At 46.3% G+C, this 22,368-nt stretch carries 23 protein-coding genes; 13 read left to right on the plus strand and 10 right to left on the minus strand.

Features of this window, described 5'->3' with window-relative positions:
• Positions 1-3: 3 nt before the first annotated feature.
• The 8 genes from gspH to BIZ39_RS02210 all read left to right on the plus strand — a co-directional run bounded on the left by gspH (position 4) and on the right by BIZ39_RS02210 (position 6,686).
• On the plus strand, positions 4-630 hold the full coding sequence (gene gspH / locus BIZ39_RS02175; RefSeq protein ID WP_187446234.1) for a type II secretion system minor pseudopilin GspH: 627 nt from the start codon (positions 4-6) through the stop codon (positions 628-630).
• On the plus strand, positions 627-1,055 hold the full coding sequence (gspI, locus tag BIZ39_RS02180) for a type II secretion system minor pseudopilin GspI (RefSeq protein WP_187446235.1): 429 nt from the start codon (positions 627-629) through the stop codon (positions 1,053-1,055). Before gspH ends, gspI begins: the two co-directional genes overlap by 4 nt.
• Position 1,056: 1 nt before the next feature.
• A complete protein-coding gene (gene gspJ / locus BIZ39_RS02185) occupies positions 1,057-1,683 on the plus strand; it encodes a type II secretion system minor pseudopilin GspJ (RefSeq protein ID WP_014951312.1) in 627 nt (208 codons plus the stop codon).
• Positions 1,680-2,726: a type II secretion system minor pseudopilin GspK gene (gspK, locus tag BIZ39_RS02190; RefSeq protein ID WP_187446236.1), complete on the plus strand. Its 1,047-nt coding sequence runs from the start codon at positions 1,680-1,682 to the stop codon at positions 2,724-2,726. The genes gspJ and gspK overlap by 4 nt, the downstream gene beginning before the upstream one ends.
• Positions 2,726-3,925 (plus strand): type II secretion system protein GspL, encoded by a 1,200-nt coding sequence (gene gspL / locus BIZ39_RS02195; RefSeq protein ID WP_168463160.1) that lies wholly within the window; start codon positions 2,726-2,728, stop codon positions 3,923-3,925. The genes gspK and gspL overlap by 1 nt, the downstream gene beginning before the upstream one ends.
• Positions 3,922-4,401 carry a type II secretion system protein GspM gene (gene gspM, locus BIZ39_RS02200; RefSeq protein ID WP_014977776.1) on the plus strand — a complete coding sequence of 160 codons (480 nt, stop codon included), beginning with the start codon at positions 3,922-3,924 and terminating at the stop codon, positions 4,399-4,401. Before gspL ends, gspM begins: the two co-directional genes overlap by 4 nt.
• Positions 4,398-5,153, plus strand: coding sequence for a type II secretion system protein N (locus tag BIZ39_RS02205; protein WP_168463161.1), 756 nt, complete (start codon positions 4,398-4,400; stop codon positions 5,151-5,153). The genes gspM and BIZ39_RS02205 overlap by 4 nt, the downstream gene beginning before the upstream one ends.
• Before the next feature lie 99 nt (positions 5,154-5,252).
• Complete coding sequence (locus tag BIZ39_RS02210; RefSeq protein ID WP_049585442.1) at positions 5,253-6,686, plus strand: YdgA family protein; 1,434 nt, start codon at positions 5,253-5,255, stop codon at positions 6,684-6,686.
• A gap of 58 nt (positions 6,687-6,744) precedes the next feature.
• Here the strand turns inward: BIZ39_RS02210 and BIZ39_RS02215 are convergent, their stop codons facing one another.
• The 4 genes from BIZ39_RS02215 to yrfG all read right to left on the minus strand — a co-directional run bounded on the left by BIZ39_RS02215 (position 6,745) and on the right by yrfG (position 10,973).
• On the minus strand, positions 6,745-7,800 hold the full coding sequence (locus BIZ39_RS02215) for an MBL fold metallo-hydrolase (RefSeq protein ID WP_187446237.1): 1,056 nt from the start codon (positions 7,798-7,800) through the stop codon (positions 6,745-6,747).
• Between the two features lie 231 nt (positions 7,801-8,031).
• On the minus strand, positions 8,032-9,420 hold the full coding sequence (locus BIZ39_RS02220) for an NAD-dependent succinate-semialdehyde dehydrogenase (protein ID WP_187446238.1): 1,389 nt from the start codon (positions 9,418-9,420) through the stop codon (positions 8,032-8,034).
• 280 nt (positions 9,421-9,700) lie between these two features.
• Entirely contained in the window at positions 9,701-10,246 is a 546-nt protein-coding gene (gene yjjX, locus BIZ39_RS02225) for an inosine/xanthosine triphosphatase (protein ID WP_014951320.1), read from the minus strand.
• A 13-nt stretch (positions 10,247-10,259) separates the two neighbouring features.
• Positions 10,260-10,973 (minus strand): GMP/IMP nucleotidase, encoded by a 714-nt coding sequence (gene yrfG / locus BIZ39_RS02230; RefSeq protein ID WP_168463163.1) that lies wholly within the window; start codon positions 10,971-10,973, stop codon positions 10,260-10,262.
• Positions 10,974-11,044: 71 nt separating this feature from the next.
• On the opposite strand from yrfG, the gene nudE reads away from it, so the two are divergent.
• From nudE to BIZ39_RS02245, 3 genes are all read left to right on the plus strand, one after another.
• Complete coding sequence (gene nudE / locus BIZ39_RS02235) at positions 11,045-11,608, plus strand: ADP compounds hydrolase NudE (RefSeq protein ID WP_014951322.1); 564 nt, start codon at positions 11,045-11,047, stop codon at positions 11,606-11,608.
• 3 nt (positions 11,609-11,611) lie between these two features.
• On the plus strand, positions 11,612-12,457 hold the full coding sequence (gene cysQ / locus BIZ39_RS02240) for a 3'(2'),5'-bisphosphate nucleotidase CysQ (RefSeq protein ID WP_014951323.1): 846 nt from the start codon (positions 11,612-11,614) through the stop codon (positions 12,455-12,457).
• A gap of 127 nt (positions 12,458-12,584) precedes the next feature.
• Entirely contained in the window at positions 12,585-13,169 is a 585-nt protein-coding gene (locus tag BIZ39_RS02245; RefSeq protein WP_039228733.1) for a YceI family protein, read from the plus strand.
• A 113-nt stretch (positions 13,170-13,282) separates the two neighbouring features.
• On the opposite strand, the gene mdoH is transcribed toward BIZ39_RS02245, so the two are convergent.
• Together mdoH and BIZ39_RS02255 are read right to left on the minus strand one after the other, a co-directional pair.
• Entirely contained in the window at positions 13,283-15,274 is a 1,992-nt protein-coding gene (gene mdoH, locus BIZ39_RS02250; RefSeq protein ID WP_187446239.1) for a glucans biosynthesis glucosyltransferase MdoH, read from the minus strand.
• Positions 15,255-16,880, minus strand: a complete 1,626-nt coding sequence (locus BIZ39_RS02255) for a glucan biosynthesis protein (RefSeq protein WP_187446240.1) — start codon at positions 16,878-16,880, stop codon at positions 15,255-15,257. The genes mdoH and BIZ39_RS02255 overlap by 20 nt, the downstream gene beginning before the upstream one ends.
• 756 nt (positions 16,881-17,636) lie before the next feature.
• On the opposite strand from BIZ39_RS02255, the gene BIZ39_RS02260 reads away from it, so the two are divergent.
• The gene (locus BIZ39_RS02260) at positions 17,637-18,191 is read left to right on the plus strand and encodes an outer membrane beta-barrel protein (protein ID WP_014977785.1); all 555 of its coding nucleotides are present in this window, start codon (positions 17,637-17,639) and stop codon (positions 18,189-18,191) included.
• A 53-nt stretch (positions 18,192-18,244) separates the two neighbouring features.
• Here BIZ39_RS02260 and BIZ39_RS02265 read toward each other — a convergent pair whose 3' ends face one another.
• Genes BIZ39_RS02265 through BIZ39_RS02280 form a run of 4 tightly spaced genes read right to left on the minus strand, consistent with a single transcriptional unit; the run spans position 18,245 to position 22,027 of the window.
• The gene (locus BIZ39_RS02265; protein ID WP_014951328.1) at positions 18,245-18,481 is read right to left on the minus strand and encodes a YheU family protein; all 237 of its coding nucleotides are present in this window, start codon (positions 18,479-18,481) and stop codon (positions 18,245-18,247) included.
• A 48-nt stretch (positions 18,482-18,529) separates the two neighbouring features.
• Entirely contained in the window at positions 18,530-19,564 is a 1,035-nt protein-coding gene (locus BIZ39_RS02270; protein WP_014951329.1) for a hydrolase, read from the minus strand.
• A 20-nt stretch (positions 19,565-19,584) separates the two neighbouring features.
• A complete protein-coding gene (locus BIZ39_RS02275) occupies positions 19,585-20,094 on the minus strand; it encodes a TIGR02444 family protein (RefSeq protein ID WP_231513130.1) in 510 nt (169 codons plus the stop codon).
• Entirely contained in the window at positions 20,075-22,027 is a 1,953-nt protein-coding gene (locus tag BIZ39_RS02280; protein ID WP_187446241.1) for an ATP-binding cassette domain-containing protein, read from the minus strand. Before BIZ39_RS02280 ends, BIZ39_RS02275 begins: the two co-directional genes overlap by 20 nt.
• Positions 22,028-22,145: 118 nt before the next feature.
• Between BIZ39_RS02280 and BIZ39_RS02285 the strand changes: the two genes are divergently transcribed.
• On the plus strand, positions 22,146-22,352 hold the full coding sequence (locus tag BIZ39_RS02285; protein WP_012520152.1) for a YheV family putative zinc ribbon protein: 207 nt from the start codon (positions 22,146-22,148) through the stop codon (positions 22,350-22,352).
• Positions 22,353-22,368: the final 16 nt, after the last annotated feature.

Raw genomic sequence — 22,368 nt, forward strand, 5'->3', positions numbered from 1 at the left:
TTTATGCGCAACCGCGGCAGTACATCTTTGAAAAAAGCAGGCTTTACCCTATTAGAAGTCATGCTGGTACTGCTGCTTATGGGATTGGCGGCGGGTTACGTTATGTTTAACGCATTCGGTGCGAGTAAATCTGACCTGCTAAAAACCCAAGCGCAACGCCTGCAGGTGATTGTTGATATGGCCAGCGATTTTGCGGTGTTAAATCAACAACAGCTTGGAGTGCGGTTTGAAGCCGATAAAAATGAATACTACTTTGTCTACTTAGACGACGATGATGAGTGGCAGCGTATCGAAGGCGAAAAAACCTACGAACCTTATACGTTGCCTGAGCCTTTCACCTTCACTTTAGATTTAGACGACTTACCATGGGATGTTGAAGACAGGCTCTTTGACAGGGAGCTGTTCGACGAGAATTTAAGTGTTTCTGATGAAGGGGTTGAAATAGGTAACGAAGAAGAGAAAAAGCTGCCTCCGCCTCAAGTGCTTATAATGTCGAGTGGCGAAATTACGCCTTTTACCTTGTCGTTTAATTACGAAGGTGATGACGGCGACAATCCCGTCTATTACAGCCTGCAAAACCAAGATCTTCCGCCTTTAGTGCTTGAAGGGCCTCTGGAGAGACCACTATGATTGCGTTCAACGTTGATGCATCGACAAAGAACGCTGCACCTGCCACGCCACGCCAGCAAAGTGGCTTGACGCTACTGGAGGTTATGGTTGCCCTGCTTATTTTTGCGCTAACCGGTACAGCAGTACTTAAAGCTGCAGGCGAGCATTTATCAAGCGTTGGGCAAATAGAATCTGTCACCTTTGCCAACTGGGTGGCAAGCAATCGCTTAAACCAGCTTCAATTAGATACCACGTGGCCGCCCAAGAACAATTTAAAAGGCACGATGGAGATGGCCGATCGCACGTGGTACTGGCAGCAAACGGTGACAAAAACCAACGACAACGACTTGCGATCGGTAACCGTTTCGGTGGGTGAAGACGAAAGCTACGGCAGTTCAGTTACATCAGTAACCACTTTCGTTGCTAAACCGACGGCGGGAAATTAGCATGCAGCGCGGATTCACGCTTATCGAAATACTGATTGCTATGGCCATATTCACCCTAATTGGGCTTGCATCCACAGGTCTACTTACCACAGTTATCGACAGCAATGATATTTCAGAAGAGCGTTTTGCAAAACTTCAATTATTGCAGCGTGCCATGATCACGATTGAGCGAGACCTTCAGCAAGCCGTGCCTCGCGCAGCAAGGGTTAACGGCGAAAAGCAAGACGTGGTCATGTCTGGCGGTGAAACCGACGACAGTGACGATGACGGCATTGGTTTTGTACGCGGAGGGTGGCACAACCCTCAGTTAATGTTGCCACGAAGTACCCTACAGTTTGTCGCCTATAGACTTAGAGAAAACAAACTGGAGCGCCTTTACAGCAACTATGTGGATAACGTCATAGGCTACGAGCCCAAAGTCCGTGTGCTGTTAGAGGATGTAGAAAGCTTAAAAATTGAATTTCTTGCCACCGCTAACAGTAGTTCCTTAGATGAAGACGAAGACCTGTCGTGGAGCGAAAGTTATAAAGGAGCTGCACTGCCGCGCGCGGTGGCCATTGAGTTTGTCAGTAAAGACTTCGGAAAAATACGCAGAGAATTTACCTTAACTACGGGTGAATCGTCATGACAATCAAGAGTACTCAGCGCAAGTCGATTACTCCACCCGCTAAGCAGCAAGGCGTGGCATTAATGATTGTGCTTATGATAGTAGCCTTGGTTGCGGTATTAGCCACAGAAATGGGTACACGCTTGCAGCTTCAGGTGCAGCGTACGATGAACTTAAAAGACAACAATCAAGCCTACTGGTACGCCATGGGAGCCGAGGCATTCGCTCGAAAATCTATACAGTCTTTAATAGAAGAGAGCCCGGACGTTATCTCCATAGACCAGGCTTGGGCGCAGGAATTCAGCTATCCGTTAGAAAACGGTGGCTTAACCGCTAACTTAGACGATTTGCAAGCGTGTTTTAATTTAAACGCGATTACGTCTGGCAGTGCAGGAGGCGCGGGCAGTAACAGCGGTAATGGCAGCAGTGGGGCGAGTAACACCACGGAAGCCATGGACGCTTTTCACACTATGTTGCTATCACTTAGCGTTGACGGACTAGACAACTACACCGCAGATACCTTACGCGACAGTTTAGCCGACTGGGTCGACGAAGATGACAGAATGCGCCCTTACGGTGCAGAAGACAGCGAATACGAGTCCAGAGAGTTTCCTTACCTAGCAGCTAACGGACCACTGGCATCAAAAAGTGAATTGCGTATTATTAACGGTGTATCACCACAATGGCTAGCCGCATTACTGCCATTAGTTTGCGTGATCCCGGATTACAATGAGTTGAAAATTAACGTCAACACATTAGAAGAAGAAGATGCACCATTACTTGCAGGCCTAACGGGATTAGACATTCAGCAGGCCGCAAGTTTGATTAGCAGTCGCCCGCAAAACGGCTGGGACGATACCAATGCATTTTTAAGCGAGCCCTCTATTCAAGCGCTCAATTTAACAAGCACTCGACAAGATTGGTTTTCGGTTAAAACTGAATATTTTATGTTGCATACAAAAACACAATACAACAAAGCAACCTTTAAGCTTTCCACCGTGTTTCACGTTAATGCCGATACCGGCGTTAGTATTGTGAATCGCGAGTTTGGGGGAACCTATTGATGGAACAACTCTTGGTGCGTTTAGGCGCCAACCATACAGACCCAATTAGCTGGCTCGTTTATTCGCGAACCGAAGATGAAATTATTGCATCGGGCGAGCTGCCTAATGCAGAAGCCTTATCTTCGCTGACCGAACGCGCGGGACAACGAAGTGTTATTGCCTTAGCGCCTAGCAGCGAAATTTTACTCAAATGGGTTGAGCTGCCGCCTAAAGCTGGCCGCAAGATCATTTCTGCCATCCCGTTTATGCTAGAAGACGAGCTTGCCACTGACATTAGCCAGCAGTTTTTTGCGATCGGCCCTAAACGAGGCGATGAACAGGCCGTTGCAGTAGTTAGCCATGAAAAGATGGAGCTGTGGCAGTCCTGGCTTAGCGAAGCAGGGTTATTCTGCGACACCATTATTCCTGATGTACTCGCAGTGCCAGTCACCGAAAACGGTTGGTCAGTGCTTACGTTAGGTGAACAGCTTCTCGTTCGACAAGACACATTCAAAGGCGTGCAGGGCGAGGCAACATGGTTACTGCCAACTCTTGTCCATTTTACAGCACAACAAGAAAGCCCGATAACCATTACCAATTATGCGGGTATCGATTTAAGCACTTTGCCAAATATTGAGGAAGCACAGGCACCCTTAGAGCTGCCTATGCAAGTATTGGCAAAAGAGGCGATGCAAAGCAGCTTCAACCTATGCCAAGGCGATTACAAAGTAAAACGCAAACGCAGCGGTGTTCTGAATCAGTGGCGTGTTGCGGCAGTATTAGCAGTATTAGCGCTATGCACCAGCCTTATCGACAAAGGTTTTTCTCTTTACCAGCTTAAAGCCCAAAATCAGGCGTTAAGCAGTGAGATTAATACCGCTGTTAAAGCGGGTTTCCCCAATATTGGTACCTATCGCAACGTGCGATTGAAGCTACAAAGCGAGCTTGCCAAGTTAGAACAAGGCGGTGGCAGTGCCTCTATGCTAATAATGCTAGACCAGCTCGCTCCGGCTTTTTCAGCCACTGATGTAAAACCGCAAACACTGCGCTTCGATGCCACCCGCACTGAGATTCGCATTCAGGCGCAAGGTAAAAACTTTGAAGCGCTAGAGCAGTTTAAACGTACAGCAGAAAACGCAGGCTTTATGGTTGAACAAGGGGCCATAAATAATCGTGACAATGGCGTTGTAGGTACAGTATCAGTAAGGAGTACCTCATGAATGCACTCTTAGAAAAGTACAAAGCGCTGACCGAGCGCGAACAAAAGTTAGTACTGGTTTCAGCTGTGCTATTAATAATTGCGCTATTTTATTTTGCGGTATGGTCGCCGCTTAATGCTGCCTTAGATAAACAGAAACAGCTTCTCGACAACCAGCAATCCTTGTTGGTTTGGGTAAAAGACAGTGCAGCAAGAGCACAGCAATTGCGCCGCAGCAGCGGGGGTAAACGAACATTCTCTGGCTCGTTACCGCAAGCGGTAAACCGCACTACTGCTCAGCACGACATTGCTATATCTCGTATGCAGCCACAAGGCGACGAGCTTCAGGTGTGGGTTGATCAGGCGCCGTTTAACAGTGTTTTAGAATGGCTCAAAGCCATGGAGAATATGGGCGTGATTATTCTTCAAGCGGATATTGCCGAGGCCGATGCGCCAGGCTATATCAAAATTCGCCGATTACAATTAGGTAAAGCATGAAGTCGAAAGTTAGTTGGATTATAGGCGGCATTATTGCCTTCTTATTGTTTGCCATTGCTTACATGCCTGCTGTTCACGTTATTGGCCGTATTGCGTTACCTAGCAATGTTGCCGTTAGTGGTGTTAGCGGCACCTTGTTTTCAGGCAAGGCGCAAACTGTAGTAGTTAATGGCCTGCCCATCAACAATGTAAAATGGGAGCTTAGCCCCTTACATATGTTGATAGGTAAAATTAAATTAAACCTTAAAGCAGGTAATATTCGCGATAAAAACGACATTGCATTTGAAGGGCCTATTACCACGGGGCTTTTCAGCCAAAAGACTGTCAATACCGAAAACTTCACGCTGTATTTACCGGTAGACCGAGTACTTGCACAAGTTCGCCTTCCGCTGCCAGTAAATGCCGGCGGGCGCTTCAAAGTGTCGCTCAGTGACTTAACGTTTGGGCCTGCGTGTCAATCGCTAAACGGTACCGGAGATTGGCTCAACGCGACAGTTGCCGGTACACAGGGTCCTATTGATTTTGGTACTTATTCCGCAAAGCTGCGTTGTGAAGGCGATGACATTGGAATACTAGTAAGCGAGCCTAACTTACTAAGCTTGTCGATGGATGCGGTTATCCCTACTACGATGAAAAATATTCGAGTAAGTGGTAAATTTAAGCCTGACGACAGCTTACCGCAAGAAGTCCATCAGGCCGCACGCTTGTTTGGTGCGCCGGATAGTAGCGGCTATATTGCGATTAAGCTGTGATGCATAGCACAACCTATGCGTAGAATTTCTAGGTCACCAGCGTACTCTACGTTTGTGGCCAGAGGAACTGGGAACACTTTTTAACAAAGGATTGTAATCATGAACAAACCTCTTCTAGCTGGCGCGGGCGTAACTTTGGTTGCACTTGGCGTTGCCCCTTATTTTATTGGCACTAGCGTTCACGAAAATGTTAACGCCGCCGTAAACGAAATTAACCAACAAGCCGTTTATTCTGCCGAGGTACTTTCGTATGACAAAGGCTGGTTTTCGACAACAGCAGAAATCAAGCTTGCTGTCGATTTTCAAGCGCTAATCAATGCGCAGAATGTTGACTCCACTGACATACCAATGGAAGAAAACCCTAGCATTACCGCTACGCTAGTAGCTCATCACGGACCGGTGTACTTTGGCGATGGCTTAGGATTAGGCCGCGTTCACTATATGGTGTCTATTGATGGAGATGAGTTAAGAGAATACGTTCAGTGGGATGGTCAACAGCCAATTTATCGCAACGAAGGCGTGGTTGGTTTGTTTGGTGGACTAAGCTACGCAGATGTTATTCCAGCGCTTAGCGCGACGGCCGAAGAAGAGGGGTTTACGCTACTTTTCTCTGGTTATGCGGGTGAAGCTGAGCCTGATGGTGACAAAACTTTGTATACGTCGTCGGGTGAATCGCTAAGCATAAGTGCAGATGAATTTTCCTTAGAGATGAAAAATCTGTCTATAGATATGAGCTATGATGGCGATATGGTAGCGGCGTTCAAAGGTGACTTATTTGAATCTACTGGTAAGGCGCGTATTGAAAGCATAGAAATTTCTAACATTGAGCCAGGTGCGACAGTCAAAATTGAGAACCTAGCTTTTGCTACCGACGTCAAGATTGACGAAGACAATAACACCGCCAATGTCTACGTAGAATACGCTATCGACAAAGCCGTGGGCCCTGAGCTTGATGCTACAGACATGGTATTAGGCGTTGCCATCAATAACTTAGATATCGACTTCATTAAGGCCTATCAAGATTTTAGCAACAATTCATTATTAGTGCCTTCTGAAGAAGTGCCAGCCAAAATGATGGAGTTTATTGAGGCTAACTTGCTAACACAGCTTAAAGCTGAGCCAGAGATTAATATAACGAAGCTGAAAGCAACGTTGCCTGAAGGGTCGTTTAACGCTTACGCAAACACGAAATTAGTGGGTATAGATGCACTTCCCGGTACGTTGGAAGACGCCGCTTATTGGGTCACGCATTTGCTGGCTGATGCACAAATCACCGCCGATAAAGCGCTTGCACAGAGTATGGCATCTGGCTATATGATGGGCCAACTAATGGCGACGCCACAAGCACAAAACATGACGGCTGAAGAGCTTCAAGCCGCTGTAGAACAACAGACACCTATGATGCTAAGTACCTTTGCTCAACAAGGCTTAATAAAAGAAACCGAGAAAGGTTACGAGACAAAGCTAACACTTAAAGATGGCGAAGCCAGTGTGAACGGTACGCCTATTCCGCTGCCTTTTGCCCCTCAATAATAGTTAGAGAACCTCTATAAAAGCGTAAACCGTGCATCGCAAACGGTTTACGCTTACTTTACTCCTGTTCAGACAGAGTAATGTTCATTAAATCTTCAGCGGCATATACTCGAGCTTCAGCTACAACAGTAATCGCCTCAGTAAGTGCATCAAGACCCGGTTCGCTACGTTTCATAATATGAGACAACACTATTTGCTTAGCGTTTGACTGCGCGGCAATGTCGATAATCTGAGTTGGCGTCATATGCAAGTTCATAGCAACCTGACCCGCGTCATCACCAATGGCGTTGTGTAACACCAAAAGGTCTGCGTTTTTAGCAAAACGAGCAAGGTTTCCTTGTTTATCATTGGTATCGCCTGAAAATACCGCCTCGCAGCCATTGGCCTTGACCTTCCACGCTAATGCTGGAATAGGCCCGTGGTTCACCGTCATTGCCTCAACACTAACGCTATCGTTTACATTGCGTTTAAACGGTTGTTCAAAGGTTGTGGCCCCGATGCTTTTTATGGAAATTGCATAGTCATCTTGGCCTTCTATGGTGTAAGAAGACAGATACTTAAACGCGCCGTTTTTCCCTATTAACGACGCCACATAGGCGTTTGTGGACGGCATAATGTCGTTGCCCTCTGGCCCCATTATTATTAAATCCTTCTCGCGATCGGTGAAATACCCACCTTTTACAAAGCTTGGCAAATCGGCGGAGTGATCGGTGTGCAAGTGGGAAAGCAAGATAACTTCTAAAGATTCAAACGTCGCCCCCGCGGCGCCAAACTGAACGCTGCTTCCGCTTCCAGCGTCTACCAACACGCGGGCGCTGTCATTTATCCAAACCACATAGGCACTAGATGTTCTGCCGTCATCCAATTCAGGTCCACCCGACCCTAATATTTGCACCGAAACGTTATGGCAACCCATAGGGCTGGTGCTTAGGCCGGCATCGTCTGATGTAGTTGATGGTTGAGACAACGGCTGCGCTAAAGCCGAGAACGATAGAATAGCAGTGGTTGTCATAGCGCAAAAAAACGCAGTTTTTTTTCTACCGCGCTGTTTGTCCTGCCTTGTAAGCCCAATGCCTGATCTTACATTGCTTAACCGTTTATTTATAACCGTCATAACCATCGCCTTATGTTATTCCCTACTCATTAATACACAGATATTTGATTAAAAGACCGTTTGCCCGGACGAAACTATTCAGCCTAGTTGACTGCGCACTGTTTTTTGGCCTGACTGTTTTCAATTACATGGACTTGACTGTGCGACTACCTTAATGAATAGGGCGTACAGCAAAACAAAAAAGGCGAACCCAAGTTCGCCTTTCTTCTCATTGCTTCTTACCGAAGTGCACTACTCGGCCGATTTCTCAGCAACCATGATAGTTTTGATATTGACGAATTCACGCATACCATAGCCTCCGTGCTCACGACCGTAACCGCTGTCTTTCACACCACCAAAAGGTAAGTTTGGTTGTGCCAAAGAGTACCCATTGATATTAACCATACCGGTATCAAATTCATCTTTCGCCAATGCTATTGCTTTGTCGGTATCTGTACTGAAGATACCGCCTCCCAAACCATAACGTGAATCATTTGCTACTTCCATGGCTTGCTTGTCGTCGCGTACGCGAATGAGCGACGCAACTGGTCCAAATAGCTCATCATCATAAGCGGGCATACCTGGCGATACATCTTCCAGCACCGTGATTGGGTAGAAATAGCCATCAGAGTCTGGAATTTCTCCACCCAGTGATAGCGTAGCGCCTTTTTCTAGCGACTTTTTCACTTGCTCATGAAGTTCATCGCGCAAGTCTTCTCTCGCCATTGGGCCCAAATCCGTGTTTTCGTTTGTGGGGTCGCCAACTTTTAGCTTTTTACACTGTGCCACAAATTTGTCTCGGAATTCTTCATAGACGCTATCCACAATAACAAAGCGTTTAGCCGCCACACAGGTTTCACCGTTATTAATAACGCGTCCTTGGATACACATTTCTACAGCATGGTCGATGTCAGCATCCTCTAACACCAAAAAGGCGTCGTTACTTCCAAGCTCCATTACGGTTTTCTTCGACAAGCTTGCAGCTTCCTTTGCCACTTCCTTACCTACTTCATCACTACCGGTAAAAGTAACGCCACGGACGTGTTTGTGCTTGATTAAATCACTTGCCGTGCTGCCATCAATTAGCAGCGACTGGTAAACATTTTTAGGAAAGCCAGCATCTTCGTACATTTGCTGAATGGCTTGCGCCATACCAAACACGTTTTTAGCATGTTTCAGTACCGTGGTGTTACCCGCCATTATGTTTGAGGCGCTATAACGAATAACTTGGTACAACGGAAAATTCCACGGTTGGATGCCAAGAATAACGCCAATGGGCTGATACGTAATGATTGCTCGACCGCCTTCGAAAATGCGATGTTCGTCTTCCAAAATTGAAGCGCCGTGCTCGGCCGTATAGCGGCATATTTCAGCGCATAGCTGCACTTCTTGCTTTCCTTGCGCGGTAACCTTACCCATTTCCCGGGTCATCAGGCTGGCGAGATCATCAATTCGCTCTTCCATCAGATTTGCAAGGTTATTAAATAAATCTGCGCGGGTCTCAAATGACGTACGGCGCCAGTTCAAATAGGCTTCTTGTGAACGGGTAACTGCTTGCTCGGCGTCCTCGGCTGACATCAAATGATAATGATCGATCTTTTCACCTGTAGCAGGGTTGTAGGTATTGATTGTCTCACTCATTGTCACTCTCCTTATTCCGTTTGGTCTGAAGGAAGTGCAACTAAAAAGCCAAGGTGTCAAAAAATATTTTTTAACCTATTTTCAATAATATAGAAGTAACTTGAAGTCTAAGTAATGGATAGTGTCAGAAAGGATCCAGAAAAGATTACCTATCGCAGTAAAGATTTCAGGGCGACCGTTGCGATCGCCTTATCATTTTTCCTAAGTAAGGATACCCTTGCGGCGCTCTGTTTGATTAACGGTGTAATGCGCCTTGTTGTACAGCACAAGAGGTTCAACACTAGTCCGTGTATAAGTCAGGGAAATGGAACTTTGCCATAGCAAGCGTTAACGCCACTTCATAAACACTTTGTCGCGAGGCGTGATTAAGAGTAAGCAAACCAATAGCCCCCCCTTTTTGCTTTATGTTTACTGTATCAAAGAGCTTGTCCATAACTGGCCCAAGTTCTTCTCCACGCTGTAGCGCCTGATATACGCTTACAGGAAGAGGCAAGCTTGCACTTCGCGTTACCGACCAGTGACCTTCATGGTATATCGCCACATAGGCAAAGGTAGCAGGACCATCTTCAAATACATCCACACCACCTTCAATTGCCACATACCACGCATCTGTGAGACCACCTTGATGATGAGCAAGCATGGCCTTCACGCGATTAATGGCGCCCAAGCGCGTTTCATCTTCATTCATTGGCTGGTCAGGCACGCCGCTTGGTACAGCCATACCCTGAGCGTCGAAATCGTGCTCTAGTGTGTCAGAGAGTGTATTGAGCGCAGCATTAATTTTTACCGGATTCAGCGACCCTACATAAATTGTGTCAGAAACCATGTGCTTTCGTCCTTTATAAACGTCCTTTCGAAACAGTCCCAACAGGGTTCTGCTTAATATCTTCTAGCATTAAACGGTAATCGCGCACCGCTGGAAACTCACTAATATTGCGATTTGGCAAAGTACTATCAGGGTTATCGACAGCAAGTAAATGTTTAATACCGTATGTCTTTGCCGCATTTAAAATTGGCAGTGAGTCATCGACAAATAGAGTGCGATGGGCATCGAACTTTACCCGTGCCTGTAATCTTTCCCATAGCAGCTGAGACTCTTTGGTTACGCCGAACTCATGGGTAGAGATGAGGTTGTCGATATGTGCGTCGAGCTGGGTATGCTCTATCTTTAGCGCCAAACTGTTTGGGTGCGCATTGGTCACTAATACCACCTGCCTGCCTGAGTCATGAAGCGCATCAAGGAACGGAATTGTATCGTCACGAAGGGCGAGCAAATGTGCCAGCTCACGCTTCAGCGGCATAAACTCATTTTCTAAGTCCATTTCAAGAGATTCAGCCCAGTAATCTAAGCAATACCATTGAATTTGCCCGAATACTGACTCATATCGCGCAGTCATTTCACGTTGACTCTGCGCCTCTGAAATTCCTCTTATTTGTGCTAATCGTTTAGGCAAATGATGTAGCCAGAACTGGTTGTCGTAATGAAGGTCCAGCAAAGTGCCGTCCATGTCTAACAGTACAGTTTCTATTTCATTCCAGGGCAGAAAGGGCAAGCGATTTTCCTTATAATGAAGTAAGCTAGGAAATTGTATACAAGTATGATAACAAAGTTGTAGCGATAGACATGCCAAAAATTGATCCGAACAAACCGTTACCACAAATTCATTCTCGTGAAATCGTTGCGCAAAGCAAACTCTTTAGGGTAGAACGCTTAGACCTTGAGTTTTCGAACGGCGCCACCCGTGAATTCGAGCGGATGGCTGGCGGAAACAGGGGCGCAGTAATGATAGTGCCTATGCTTGATGAAAACACTATGGTGTTAATTCGTGAATATGCTGCCGGCACACATTCGTATCAACTAGGCTTTCCAAAAGGTTTAATAGACCCTGGCGAAACTGCCATTGAAGCTGCTAATCGCGAACTACAAGAAGAGGCAGGCTTCGCGGCCAATGATCTTGTGGAGCTTCATAAGGTCAGCATGGCGCCCACTTTCTTTAACGCCAATATGACCATTGTTTTGGCTCGAGACTTGTATCCAAAGCAACTTGAAGGCGACGAACCTGAGCCTCTTGAGGTGATTCACTGGCCTTTAGATGAAGCAGATGCTTTACTTGCACGAGAAGATTTTGTAGAAGCACGCTGTATAGCCGCGCTGTTTTTAGCTCAAAAGTGGTTTAAGGAACAATAAACAATGCCCGACGACGCCCATGCCGACCTACTAGAACTTGCGAAAGAAATTGCCATCGAAGCCGGTGAAGCCGTATTAGAAGTATACGATAAAGGGGAGTTTGACGCTTATCAAAAAGACGATGAGTCTCCCGTTACCAGCGCAGATTATTTGGCAAATGATATCATCAACAAGCGCTTACAAGCCGCAACGCCTGATATCCCAATCCTCTCAGAGGAAAACAAACATGCAAGTCTAGAAGAGCGAAAGCATTGGCCTCGATACTGGTTAATCGATCCCATCGACGGAACCCAAGAATTCATTGCTAGAAGCGGTGATTTCGCAGTAAACATTGCGCTAATAGAGAACAATGAGCCGACAATAGGCGTTATCTTTTGGCCTCCAGGGCAGTCGTTATATTACGCCCAGAAAGGCAAAGGCGCGTTTAAGTCATCACCTGATGGCGATCACCCAATAAGCGTACGCAAGCTAGACGACCCTAAAAATAGTGTGGTGATGATTGCAATAAGCCGTCGTCAGTCGAGAGAAAAAGTGCTCAGCAGAATGTGCGCCAAGCGCGTATATCAAACGCTTCCATTGGGAAGCTGTTCCCTGAAAGCCTGCTTTATTGCTGAAGGAAAAGCTGATGTGTTTATGCGCATCGGTATTACCGGCGAATGGGACACTGGCGCATCGCAATGCATTGTTTCTGAAGCGGGTGGGAGTATTGCCGCAGCTAACTTCGAACCTCTTACCTACAATCAGCGTCATTCGCTAGAGAACCCAGATTTTGTGGTAATGGGCGATCAAAGGGTGCCATGGCAAGATGTAGTCCAGTATGATGACTTCGTAAACCCACATCAGCACTAGCGCGTAATAATTTACTTAGCGCAGCGTGTTAACCTACGTATAATAGCGTAGTAATGTTGCTGGGCCACATTACTCTGGTAGTGGTTAAATCAAGCCAGATGGAACCAAAAAGTAAAAGGAGTAACCTATGATGACTACACGTATTCGCACGTTGTCTGCAGCATTGCTCGCATGTGGGCTAGCATTTCCCGCCGCAGCCGATTGGTCAATAGACGGCGAAACAAGTGCACTACACTTCTTATCGACGAAGAATGCACAAGTCACCGAAGTACATAAGTTTGATAGCTTTGATGGTACGCTGTCTGACGGTGGCAAACTTAACGTGGCGGTTGACTTATCGTCAGTGAATACAGCCATTGATATTCGCAACAAGCGAATGCAAGAGATGCTGTTCAACGTGACCAAGTTTGCACAAGCGACATTTGAAGCCAACTTGCCTGAGTCGATGATGAACCTGAAATCGGGCCAAGTTGTTAACGGGAAGGTAGACGGTATTTTGATGTTGCACGGAAAAGCCGTTCCTACGTCATTTTCTGTTAAAGCAAGTAAAGTAGACGACGATACGCTTACCGTATCAACCACGTCACCAACGTTAATTAAAGCAGAGTCTTTTGGACTTGCTGAAGGCGTAGCTGCACTTCAAAAAATTGCAGGGCTTAAGAGCATAACAACAACAGTACCCGTAACGTTTTCAGTTACGTTTACTCAATAAAACATTGTTATTGCCGCCGTCTATCGATAAAAAGCTAGGTGGCACGTGACTAAACGCAATAAAAAACCGCACACATGTGCGGTTTTTTTGTTTTGATATCTACTTTGAGTCCATTATGCGCTGTTAGGAAGCCTGTGGCGCATAGGCAATGGCTTTTGACTTAGTACTTGCTCTGGCATGCTCTGCCACACGTTATCAGGAAGCGCAGGTACTTCTGCCTTGTGCTGTGATATAGCGAAATACCCCATTGCAACGCGTAAACGCTTAAGTGCTTTACACTCATTCACTTCCTGGTCAATGACAAACACGCCCCACTTACGCATGGCTATGCCTAGTTTATCGCTGCTTGTTAAGCGGATAACCGGCGCCGCTAACACCATGCCTACTAATACGGGTAACAACCACATAAATAGCGACGGGGTGAAGTAGAAAGTAGTTACGCCCCACGCTACCGCTAAACAGCTCATAATTTGCGTGTGTTTAATTGCAACTTTCCATGGCACTTTGCGCCCTTCACGCTCTTGCGCTTCCCATTTAACAGAGTGGCCAACAAAAACGCTAATCACAAAATAACTGTGATAGAACATCATTAGCGGCGCAATAAGCACGGCCATAGTTAATTCAATTGCTGCCCCTTTAAGCAAAGACCACGCGCCACCAAATTCGCCACGACGTTTTATTAAAGCTAAAGTAATACCGAGAAGTTTAGGCAAGAATAATAAGGCCGCCGTACCCCACATGGTTACCATCATCATGTCTTGGCGCGCTACCTGCCAACTAGGGAAAAGCTGGTATTCAGACACGAAGAACTCTGGCACTGACGTGGCGCGAATTAACGCATCTGCTGTACCTAGCGCCAACATGCAAAATAGTATGAGTGAAGAGATGTACGCAAACGCACCAAATAAGAAGTGCAGGCGGTTTGCCATTTTAAGACCTTTAACGTTCAATAACCCTAAATGCTGTATGTTGCCCTGCACCCATCGACGGTCGCGAATTGCGTAGTCAACAATGTTACTTGGCACTTCTTCATAGCTGCCCGTGGTGTCGGTAAGCAAGTAGGCCTGCCAGCCAGCACGGCGCAGTAGCGCAGCCTCAACAAAGTCATGACTTAAAATTTCACCACCAAAAGGCGCGCGTCCTTCGAGGGTAGGTAGCCCGCAATGCTGCATAAATGGTGCAATACGAATAATGGCATTGTGCCCCCAATAGTTTGCACTGTCTGTTTGCCAAAACGATAGACCTGTCGCCAACATTGGGCTGTAAAGGTGAGCAGCAAACTGCACAAAACGACCAAAGAAGGTGTTTTGACGTACCGGCATTGGAATGGTCTGTACTAAAGCCGTATCAGGGTTTTGCTCAATACGACGCGCCAAGTCTTGCATGCGCTCACCGCTCATCACGCTGTCGGCATCTAATACAATCATTGACTCATAATTTGCACCCCAGCGTTCACAAAACTCTTTAAGGTTGCCCACTTTTCTGTGCAGGTTTTGTTCGCGACGACGGTAAAACACTTGGCTAGAGAACGCACCTAAACGCTTTTTCAAACGGGTAAAGGCACGTAGCTCTGCATCCGCTTTTTCCATATCACGGGTGTCGCTAAGCATGAAAAAGTCGAATTTAGAACTGTTGTCACTTTCCATTAATTCGCGAATACAAGCTTCAAACCCCACCATAATGCGGCGGGTATCTTCGTTATAAACCGGCATGACCACGGCGTGCTTTTGCGTTAATGGCGCAGTAGCATCAGGAGGCGTTTGATTTCTGCGCAAGCTCAACGGGTCGACGTTAAAAAGCTGCAAAAAGAAACCGATAATGCCTGTCCAAAACGCCATACACAACCATGCGAACAGGGTTAGCCCCAACCCCAGCTGTGCAATCTCTAGGTTGGTAAGGCCGTTAGGTAAAAAGATCTCGTACAAACTCCAACCGGCCAGTGCCGTGCTTGGAATAACTAGCATTGCCATGATAAACAAACGCATATGCTCTCCTTTTAAGATGAAATGTGAAGCACGTGCAGTGCCATCACTTTTAACCTGAGGCACGGCTTTAGCCTCGTCCGATACCGCTATGCAAGCGCGATTATTTTGGTTGGTAGACATAGTTCCAAACCTCACTCACACGTTTACCGTCTTTCTCAATGTAAGCGCGCATATCTACCGTCTGCTTTTCTTTCGGCTTAACAAAGAAGGCGGCTCGCCACTCTTGTCCGTCAGCTACGGGGTAAAGTCGCTGCTGAGAAATCGTGCCGTTAGTACCCTGTACCACCAACTTCATCGACTCGTTATCAAAAGCAATGGCAGAAGGCGCGCTGAAGTCCACGCTGAACTGTCGTGTCGTATTTAGACTGTCGTTTTTAAACTCGTCACCCGGCAACACAGCCTTGCCTTGGCGGGTACGTACTACTGAGGCCAGCTCACTGACAAACGGATTTTGTTCTACGGTTTTAAGCTCGTAAGCGAAATACAGTGATTCGCCCGAATTGAATGGCTTTTCAGGCGTCCAAAAAGCCACGATATTGTCGTGTATTTCGGATTTAGTCGGAATTTCGACGACTTCTAATCGGCCTTTCTCAAAACCAGCTTCTGGCGTCACCCATAGCCCTGGGCGTATATGGTAATTGGCCTCTGCGTCGAGGTAATTATCCCATTCGCCGTCGCGTTGAAGCATGCCGAATCCTTTAGGGTTTGCGTCGCTAAGTGACGTGACTTGAAGGCGTGCAGGGTTAGTCAGCGGGCGCCAAATTTCTTCACCAGCGTGAGTTACCATAAGCACACCGTCACTATCATGCACCTCTGGACGATAGTCGTCATGACGCTTTTCTGTGTTCTCGCCATACAAGAACATACTGGTAAATGGTGCAATGCCTAGCTTGCTCACGTCATCTCTGGCAAATAACCAACTCTCTACCTTAACGCTGGTATCAATATCAGGCTGTATAACAAATTTGTACGCGCCCGCTACAGAAGGGCTTTCAAGACGCGCATAAACAGTAATAGGCTTACCCTCACTCGGTTCTATGACCCAGAACTCAGTGAAGTGGGGGAACTCTTCGCCTTTGGCTAGCGCCGTATCAATCGCAAGACCTCGTGCAGAGATACCGTACACTTGATTTTTACCTACAAGACGGAAGTACGATGCCCCCAAAAATACAGCAAATTCGTCTTTGTACTCTTCGTTCTTGATAGGGTAGTGAACGCGAAATCCAGCAAACCCTGACTTTTCGTCCGTTAGCCCAGCTAACCCCGACGCAGACCCGTCGTAGTTGAACATGTCACTGTTGAACGCTAGGCGTTCAGGCTTATTGCTTTCACCAATAGTGTGGATAGTGACAGGGTATTCATATAAAAACCCCGGGTGAAAAAACTGCAGTTCGTAGTCATTCTCGCCATGCCAAAGACTCTGCTCGGGCTTGAAGCGAATTGAACGATACGTGGTGTAGTCAATTTCTTTAAGCTTGCTGTTTAACCCGTGATCGTCCTGCTCGTAGCTCTCTGTCGCTGACTGGCGTGCAGCATCAATAATTGACTGAAGAACCGGCGATGCTTTTTGAGGCTGATTGTCGTTGTTAACCTCAACTGCACCGGCTTGTTGAAACGCAAATAATGCGATGACACTGCTCATCGCTAAAAGAAGGTGTGACAGCTTATTGCGCTGACGCACATTCGTTTGTAAATCTTTACCGAAAATCGAAACTGGCTTAGCCATTTGTCCTCTCCTTATGAAAACAATGGTTATCCAGATGACCATCAACAACTCGTTACACGCCTTACTTACTGAAAAGCGTCATTTACAAAAACGGTATTGATTGAAGCCACGCGAGAAAGGCGCTCTCTTCCTTTCTTTATCCACTAATATCGTGAAAAACCGAATTCCTTGCCGAAGGGCTAAAGTGAATGTTGGATAACACACAGAGACTTGAGCAAAAGCTGTTCCAACACGAAATAGTCGCCGTTATTTTTTATATTTTTCATAATTTACAATACTTTACAAACACACACATTGTGAATTATTGGAGAACACTGGCTTGTAAAAATGTCCGATGAGTTAGACAAAAGGATAACTGTTGTTTTTTAGAGACAGTTTTATGTGCCAACGTTTTACTAGGAATACATCAAACTTTGATTTTGAACATTTCAAATGTGTAGCCTCTAAAAAGCCAGACGCATTTTATCTATAAATATTAGCTACATAGATAAATTAAGACATATCAAAATAGTGATTTAGTACGAAGTTGGCAAACGCTTTGCTATTCATCATGTTGATAAATAAATCGGACACTATTTCTTAACGGAAATAACAAAGATGGCATGAAGGCAAGTACGGCTTTGTGTTCATCAACCAAGTAGCCTTTTGTAGCGCGCTGTTAAGCGCTGACTTGCGCTTGGGTTTGCACATTTATAACAAACCGAGAACATTCGCGATGAACAAGGTGGGTTACTTAACATACTAAGGAGTTATCACATGCGTAAATCATTCACACTTATTGCAGCAGCACTAACTGCGGCAACACTTCCTCTTACAGCTATGGCCGACAAGCCTGACTGGCGTTACGTAGAAGGTGGTTACACCAAAATGGACTTTGACGACAATGAGTCTTTTGAACCAGACGGTTTAACCGTTAACGGTAAATACCTACTGAACAGCAACTGGTACCTGAACGGCGAGTATAGCTTCTTTGAAGAGGGCAACTTTGACTTTGATATGCTGACACTAGGTGCGGGTTACCGTTTACCTGTTAACGCGACAACAGACGCGTATTTTGGTGCCAACTTAGAGCGTATTGACGGTGACGTAAACGACGAAACAGGTTACAGCATTAATGCTGGCCTTCGCTCGATGATCACAGAGCAGGTAGAGCTGGCGGGTGAAGTTGGCTACTACGATGTAGACGATGGTGAAGCGACATTTAGAGTAGGCGCTAACTATTACATCACGCCACAATGGGCTGTGGGTGCAAACTACAGAATCATTGATGATTTAGACATTATGCAGGTAACTGCACGTTACGCGTTTTAAGCCTTCCTCTCCTCAGGTAGGTAGCCGGGTTGCTCGACCCGGCTTTTTTGTGTCTATTGTTCTTCAGCTTCGCTTGGCTCAATATCTTCTTTTCTTTTGATATCTACACTTTCATGAAGCTCTGAATAGACCAGCACCGCCTCACCCGATTTGAGTCTGTTTAACACTTGCTGCACTTTCACATCTAGCGCAACTTCTTCAGCGCCGTAGTCCGTGCCCTCTCGCAGAACAAAAGACTCAGCCAAGCTATAAAGCGTATCGGCTTCTAGCGCGTCAATGGGGATTATCATTCACACTCCTGATAAAAAGCGTTTGGGTAAATTATTAGGACATCAACATTAGCGGCTGACGTAACGACACGTAGTATTTACAGGTAAGGCTTCACTTACAAAACGTTTCACCCGTTCGTGCAGCCATACTTTAGGATTTAATATAGAACCTTGCATGAACCCAACGTGACCGCCTCGTTCACTTAGCTCCACGGTAACGTTGCGCGCAAGCTCTTCTTCCTTAGGCACAATTAAGTGATTCATAAAGGGGTCATCAATGCTATGCAATACCAGTGTAGGACAGTGGATCGCGCTTAAAAAGTGATACGCACTACACTTTTCATAGTAGTCTTGAGCGTCTGCAAAGCCGTGAAGCGGCGCTGTGATCTTCTCGTCGAATTGGGTAAAGCTGGTGATCTCTTCCACATCAGTTTTTGTTAGCTGTATAAGCTTGCGATAATCGATGTACTCCATTTTCTTACGCAGCGTATCCTTCATGCTAGTAAGTAAATACTTTTGATATACGCGAGAAAAACCCTGGTTAATTGATTTAGCACATTCAGAAAGTTTAAGAGGTGAAGAAATGGCAATCGCTGCCTTAAGCCACTTTTGCGCAGGGTTTTCGCCCAACAGTTTCAATAGCATGTTGCCGCCAAGGGAAAAGCCGATGGCCACTTTAGGAATTCGTGGAAATTTATCGTGAAGCCACTCTAAGAAAAAGCTGGGGTCTTCTGTTTCTCCACTGTGATACGCCCGCGCTTTTAAATTTGGCACGCCGCTACAGCCGCGATAGTGCATCATCACCACCTGCCAACCATTCACTGACAATTGAGCCATCATATCGTTCGCGTAATGCGACTTAATACTGCCTTCTAAACCGTGAAACATCACCACGATACCCGATGTTTCCTGCGGTTTTGGCCCCCACGCCACATCGACGAAATCGTCATCGGGTAATGTGAGACGCTCCATGTCGTAAGACAAAGGCAACCGCTTTTGAATAAAACGCGGCCATATGGTTTGCACATGACGGTTTTTCGCCCACCCTGGCACCTTAAAGCTGCTTTTTATTATCTTTCCATGCGATAGCGCTGATTTACTCATTTTGTTTTCTTATTGTGTTTTTACGATAGTTGGTTAACCACTAGGCTCACTAGTTGGCGCGCCTCGTTGTTGTCTCGCAGTCCGTATGCATTTATAAACGCAGCGATAGACGCGTTAAATACGTTAGACGATACAGATTGCCCCTGACCCAGATGCGTGACTGGCTGCTCATTGAACGACGCAACAATATCGTGCTGCTGCTGTCTTTCAAGCTCTAGCTCTTGTGCTTTGAGTGCGTCATATTCTGCTTGGTCTCCGCCTTTTTCGGGGCTCGCAGCCTTTCGCCTTGCACGGTGATACTGTAACTTTTCTTCGGTCGCATTGGATGCCGCAATCACTGCCTTAAGCTGTGGCAAATTAATGATGACATTATTCTCTAAACACCAGCAAATCAGCAAGAGAACGTTTACATTAACCTTGTGGTTGTCTTGCAGTAAAAGCGCAAGGGGAGCCATATCACCTTTGGTATAGCGAGAAACGCTATACTCCCAAAACGCGCGGTTTTCGATATTAGGCGTTGGCATTGTCATACTCTTCTCGTTTTAGCTCAATTTGCTCTTGGGCATCTAGCCATGCCATCTCTTCTTCTTCAAGCTGTTGCTTAAGCTGAGTTTGCTTGTCGAGTAGGCCCATAAGCTGCGCCTTTTTGTCTTCGCTGTAAAGCGAAGTATCGGCAAGGGACGCTTCCACCTCAGCCAAAGCAGCACTACATTTTTCCATGGCTTTTTCGTGTTTTTCAATGGCTTTTTTAAGTGGCGCAACCCTTTGCCTAAACTCGGCTTCACGGCGTTTTTCTTCTTTACGATCTAATTTGCGTTCCGGCTTACTCTGCGCGCCAGTCTCTTGTTGCTCTTCGTTTTTGGCGTCGCTGTTGGCCTTGGCTTTTTCCGCTGCCTGCTGTTTTAAAATCCAGTCGCGATAGTCGTCCAAGTCGCCTTTAAATGGTTCAACTTCGCCACTGTCTACCAAATAGAAATCTTCACATACCGAGGAGAGTAAGAAGCGGTCGTGCGAGACCAGTACCATGGCGCCTTCAAAACCTTGAAGCGCGATATTTAGCGCATGGCGCATTTCCAAATCTAAGTGGTTGGTAGGCTCATCCAGCAGCAATAAATTAGGCTTCTGATAAACAATTAACGCCAATACTAAGCGCGCCTTTTCACCGCCCGACATAGGTGCCACGGGCGCTAACGCTTCATCGCCATTAAATCCAAAACCGCCCAGGTAGTCGCGAAGTTGCTGCTCGGTGGCTTTTTCGTCAATGCGCTGCAAATGAAGAAGCGGAGTAGCGTCAGCATCTAATGTTTCTAACTGATGCTGAGCAAAATAACCAATCTTAAGGCCTTTAGCCGTATTAAAAATACCTTGCTTTGGCGCATGTACACCCGCCAACAGTTTGATTAGCGTAGATTTACCCTGCCCGTTTCGACCTAGAAGACCTATTCGGCTACCAGGTACTAAATTGAGTTTCACCTGTTGCAGCACAATATGGTCGTCGTAACCCAACTGAATCTTCTCCATTTGCACAAGCGGGTTAGGCAGTGCCGACGGCGGCGCAAAAGAAAAGCTAAATGGGCTTGCCATATGGGCTGGCAACAAGGTTTCCATTTTCTCCAACTGCTTAATACGACTTTGCGCTTGCTTAGCTTTACTCGCTTTAGCTTTAAACCGGGTAATAAACGAATTGAGGTGCGCTACTTTTTGCTGCTGCTTTTCATATTCAATGTTTTGCAAGCGAATACGTTCAGCGCGCTGGGTTTCGTAAGACGAGTAGTTACCGGTGTAGGTGATAAGTTTCTGTTGTTCAACACTGATAATTTGCGCAACCGTGTTGTCGATAAAAGCTTTATCGTGAGAAATCAGCAATAGCGTTCCCGCATAGCGTTGAAGCCATTTCTCTAGCCAAATAACGGCGTCTAAGTCTAAGTGGTTAGTAGGTTCATCAAGCAACAGTAAGTCTGAAGGACAAAGCAGCGCTTGAGCTAGGTTTAGGCGCATACGCCAGCCACCTGAAAAATCGCTAACTGGTGCGCTTAACTGCACATTGGTAAACCCAAGACCCGACAGAATGGTCGCTGCGCGAGCTTCCACGTCGTATGCTCCCGCTTGCTCGAGCTGCCCGTGAATTTGGCCAATCTTTACACCGTCGCCGCTTTTTTCAGCGGCTTCTAATTGCGCCTGTAGATTACGTAAATGTTTGTCACCGTCCACCACATAGTCTATCGCAGTCCGGTCAGTTGCTGGCGTTTCCTGTGCCACGCTCACAATTCGCCAGTCATTCGGCACGCTGCAGTCGCCAGCATCGACACTTAACTCACTTCTCAGCAGTGCAAAAAGCGTGGACTTTCCGCAGCCGTTGCTGCCAATCAGCGCTACTTTGTGGCCTGGAAAAACCTGCGCCGACGCCTCTTCTAGCAACATTTTGCGACCGCGAAGTAGCGATACATTTGAAAGCTTTATCATGAGTAACCTGTGATGGAACAAACTAGGGCGCGTATAATATCAAAAACTTAAGGTAAAAGCTGATCAACACTTACCATTTCAAGGTATAATAATCGCGAAATTCTCCAAAGGTGTATGTATGTCAAAACGTGTAAAACGCCGCTTTGTTGCAGGGGCTACGTGCCCAAAATGCCAAGAGCTAGATACGATTTCGTTATATTTTGAAAATAACGTAGAAAAGTTGGAGTGCGTTGCGTGTGGATACAATGAAGCGCAAACTGACGAAAAGGTGAGTGCCGCCACACGCTCAAACGAAAATGTGATTGGCATCTTTAAACCGCACTAACATTCCTACCCACGTC

It is taken from the genome of Alteromonas sp. BZK5 (genome assembly GCF_014349115.1).
GTDB lineage: Bacteria > Pseudomonadota > Gammaproteobacteria > Enterobacterales > Alteromonadaceae > Alteromonas > Alteromonas macleodii.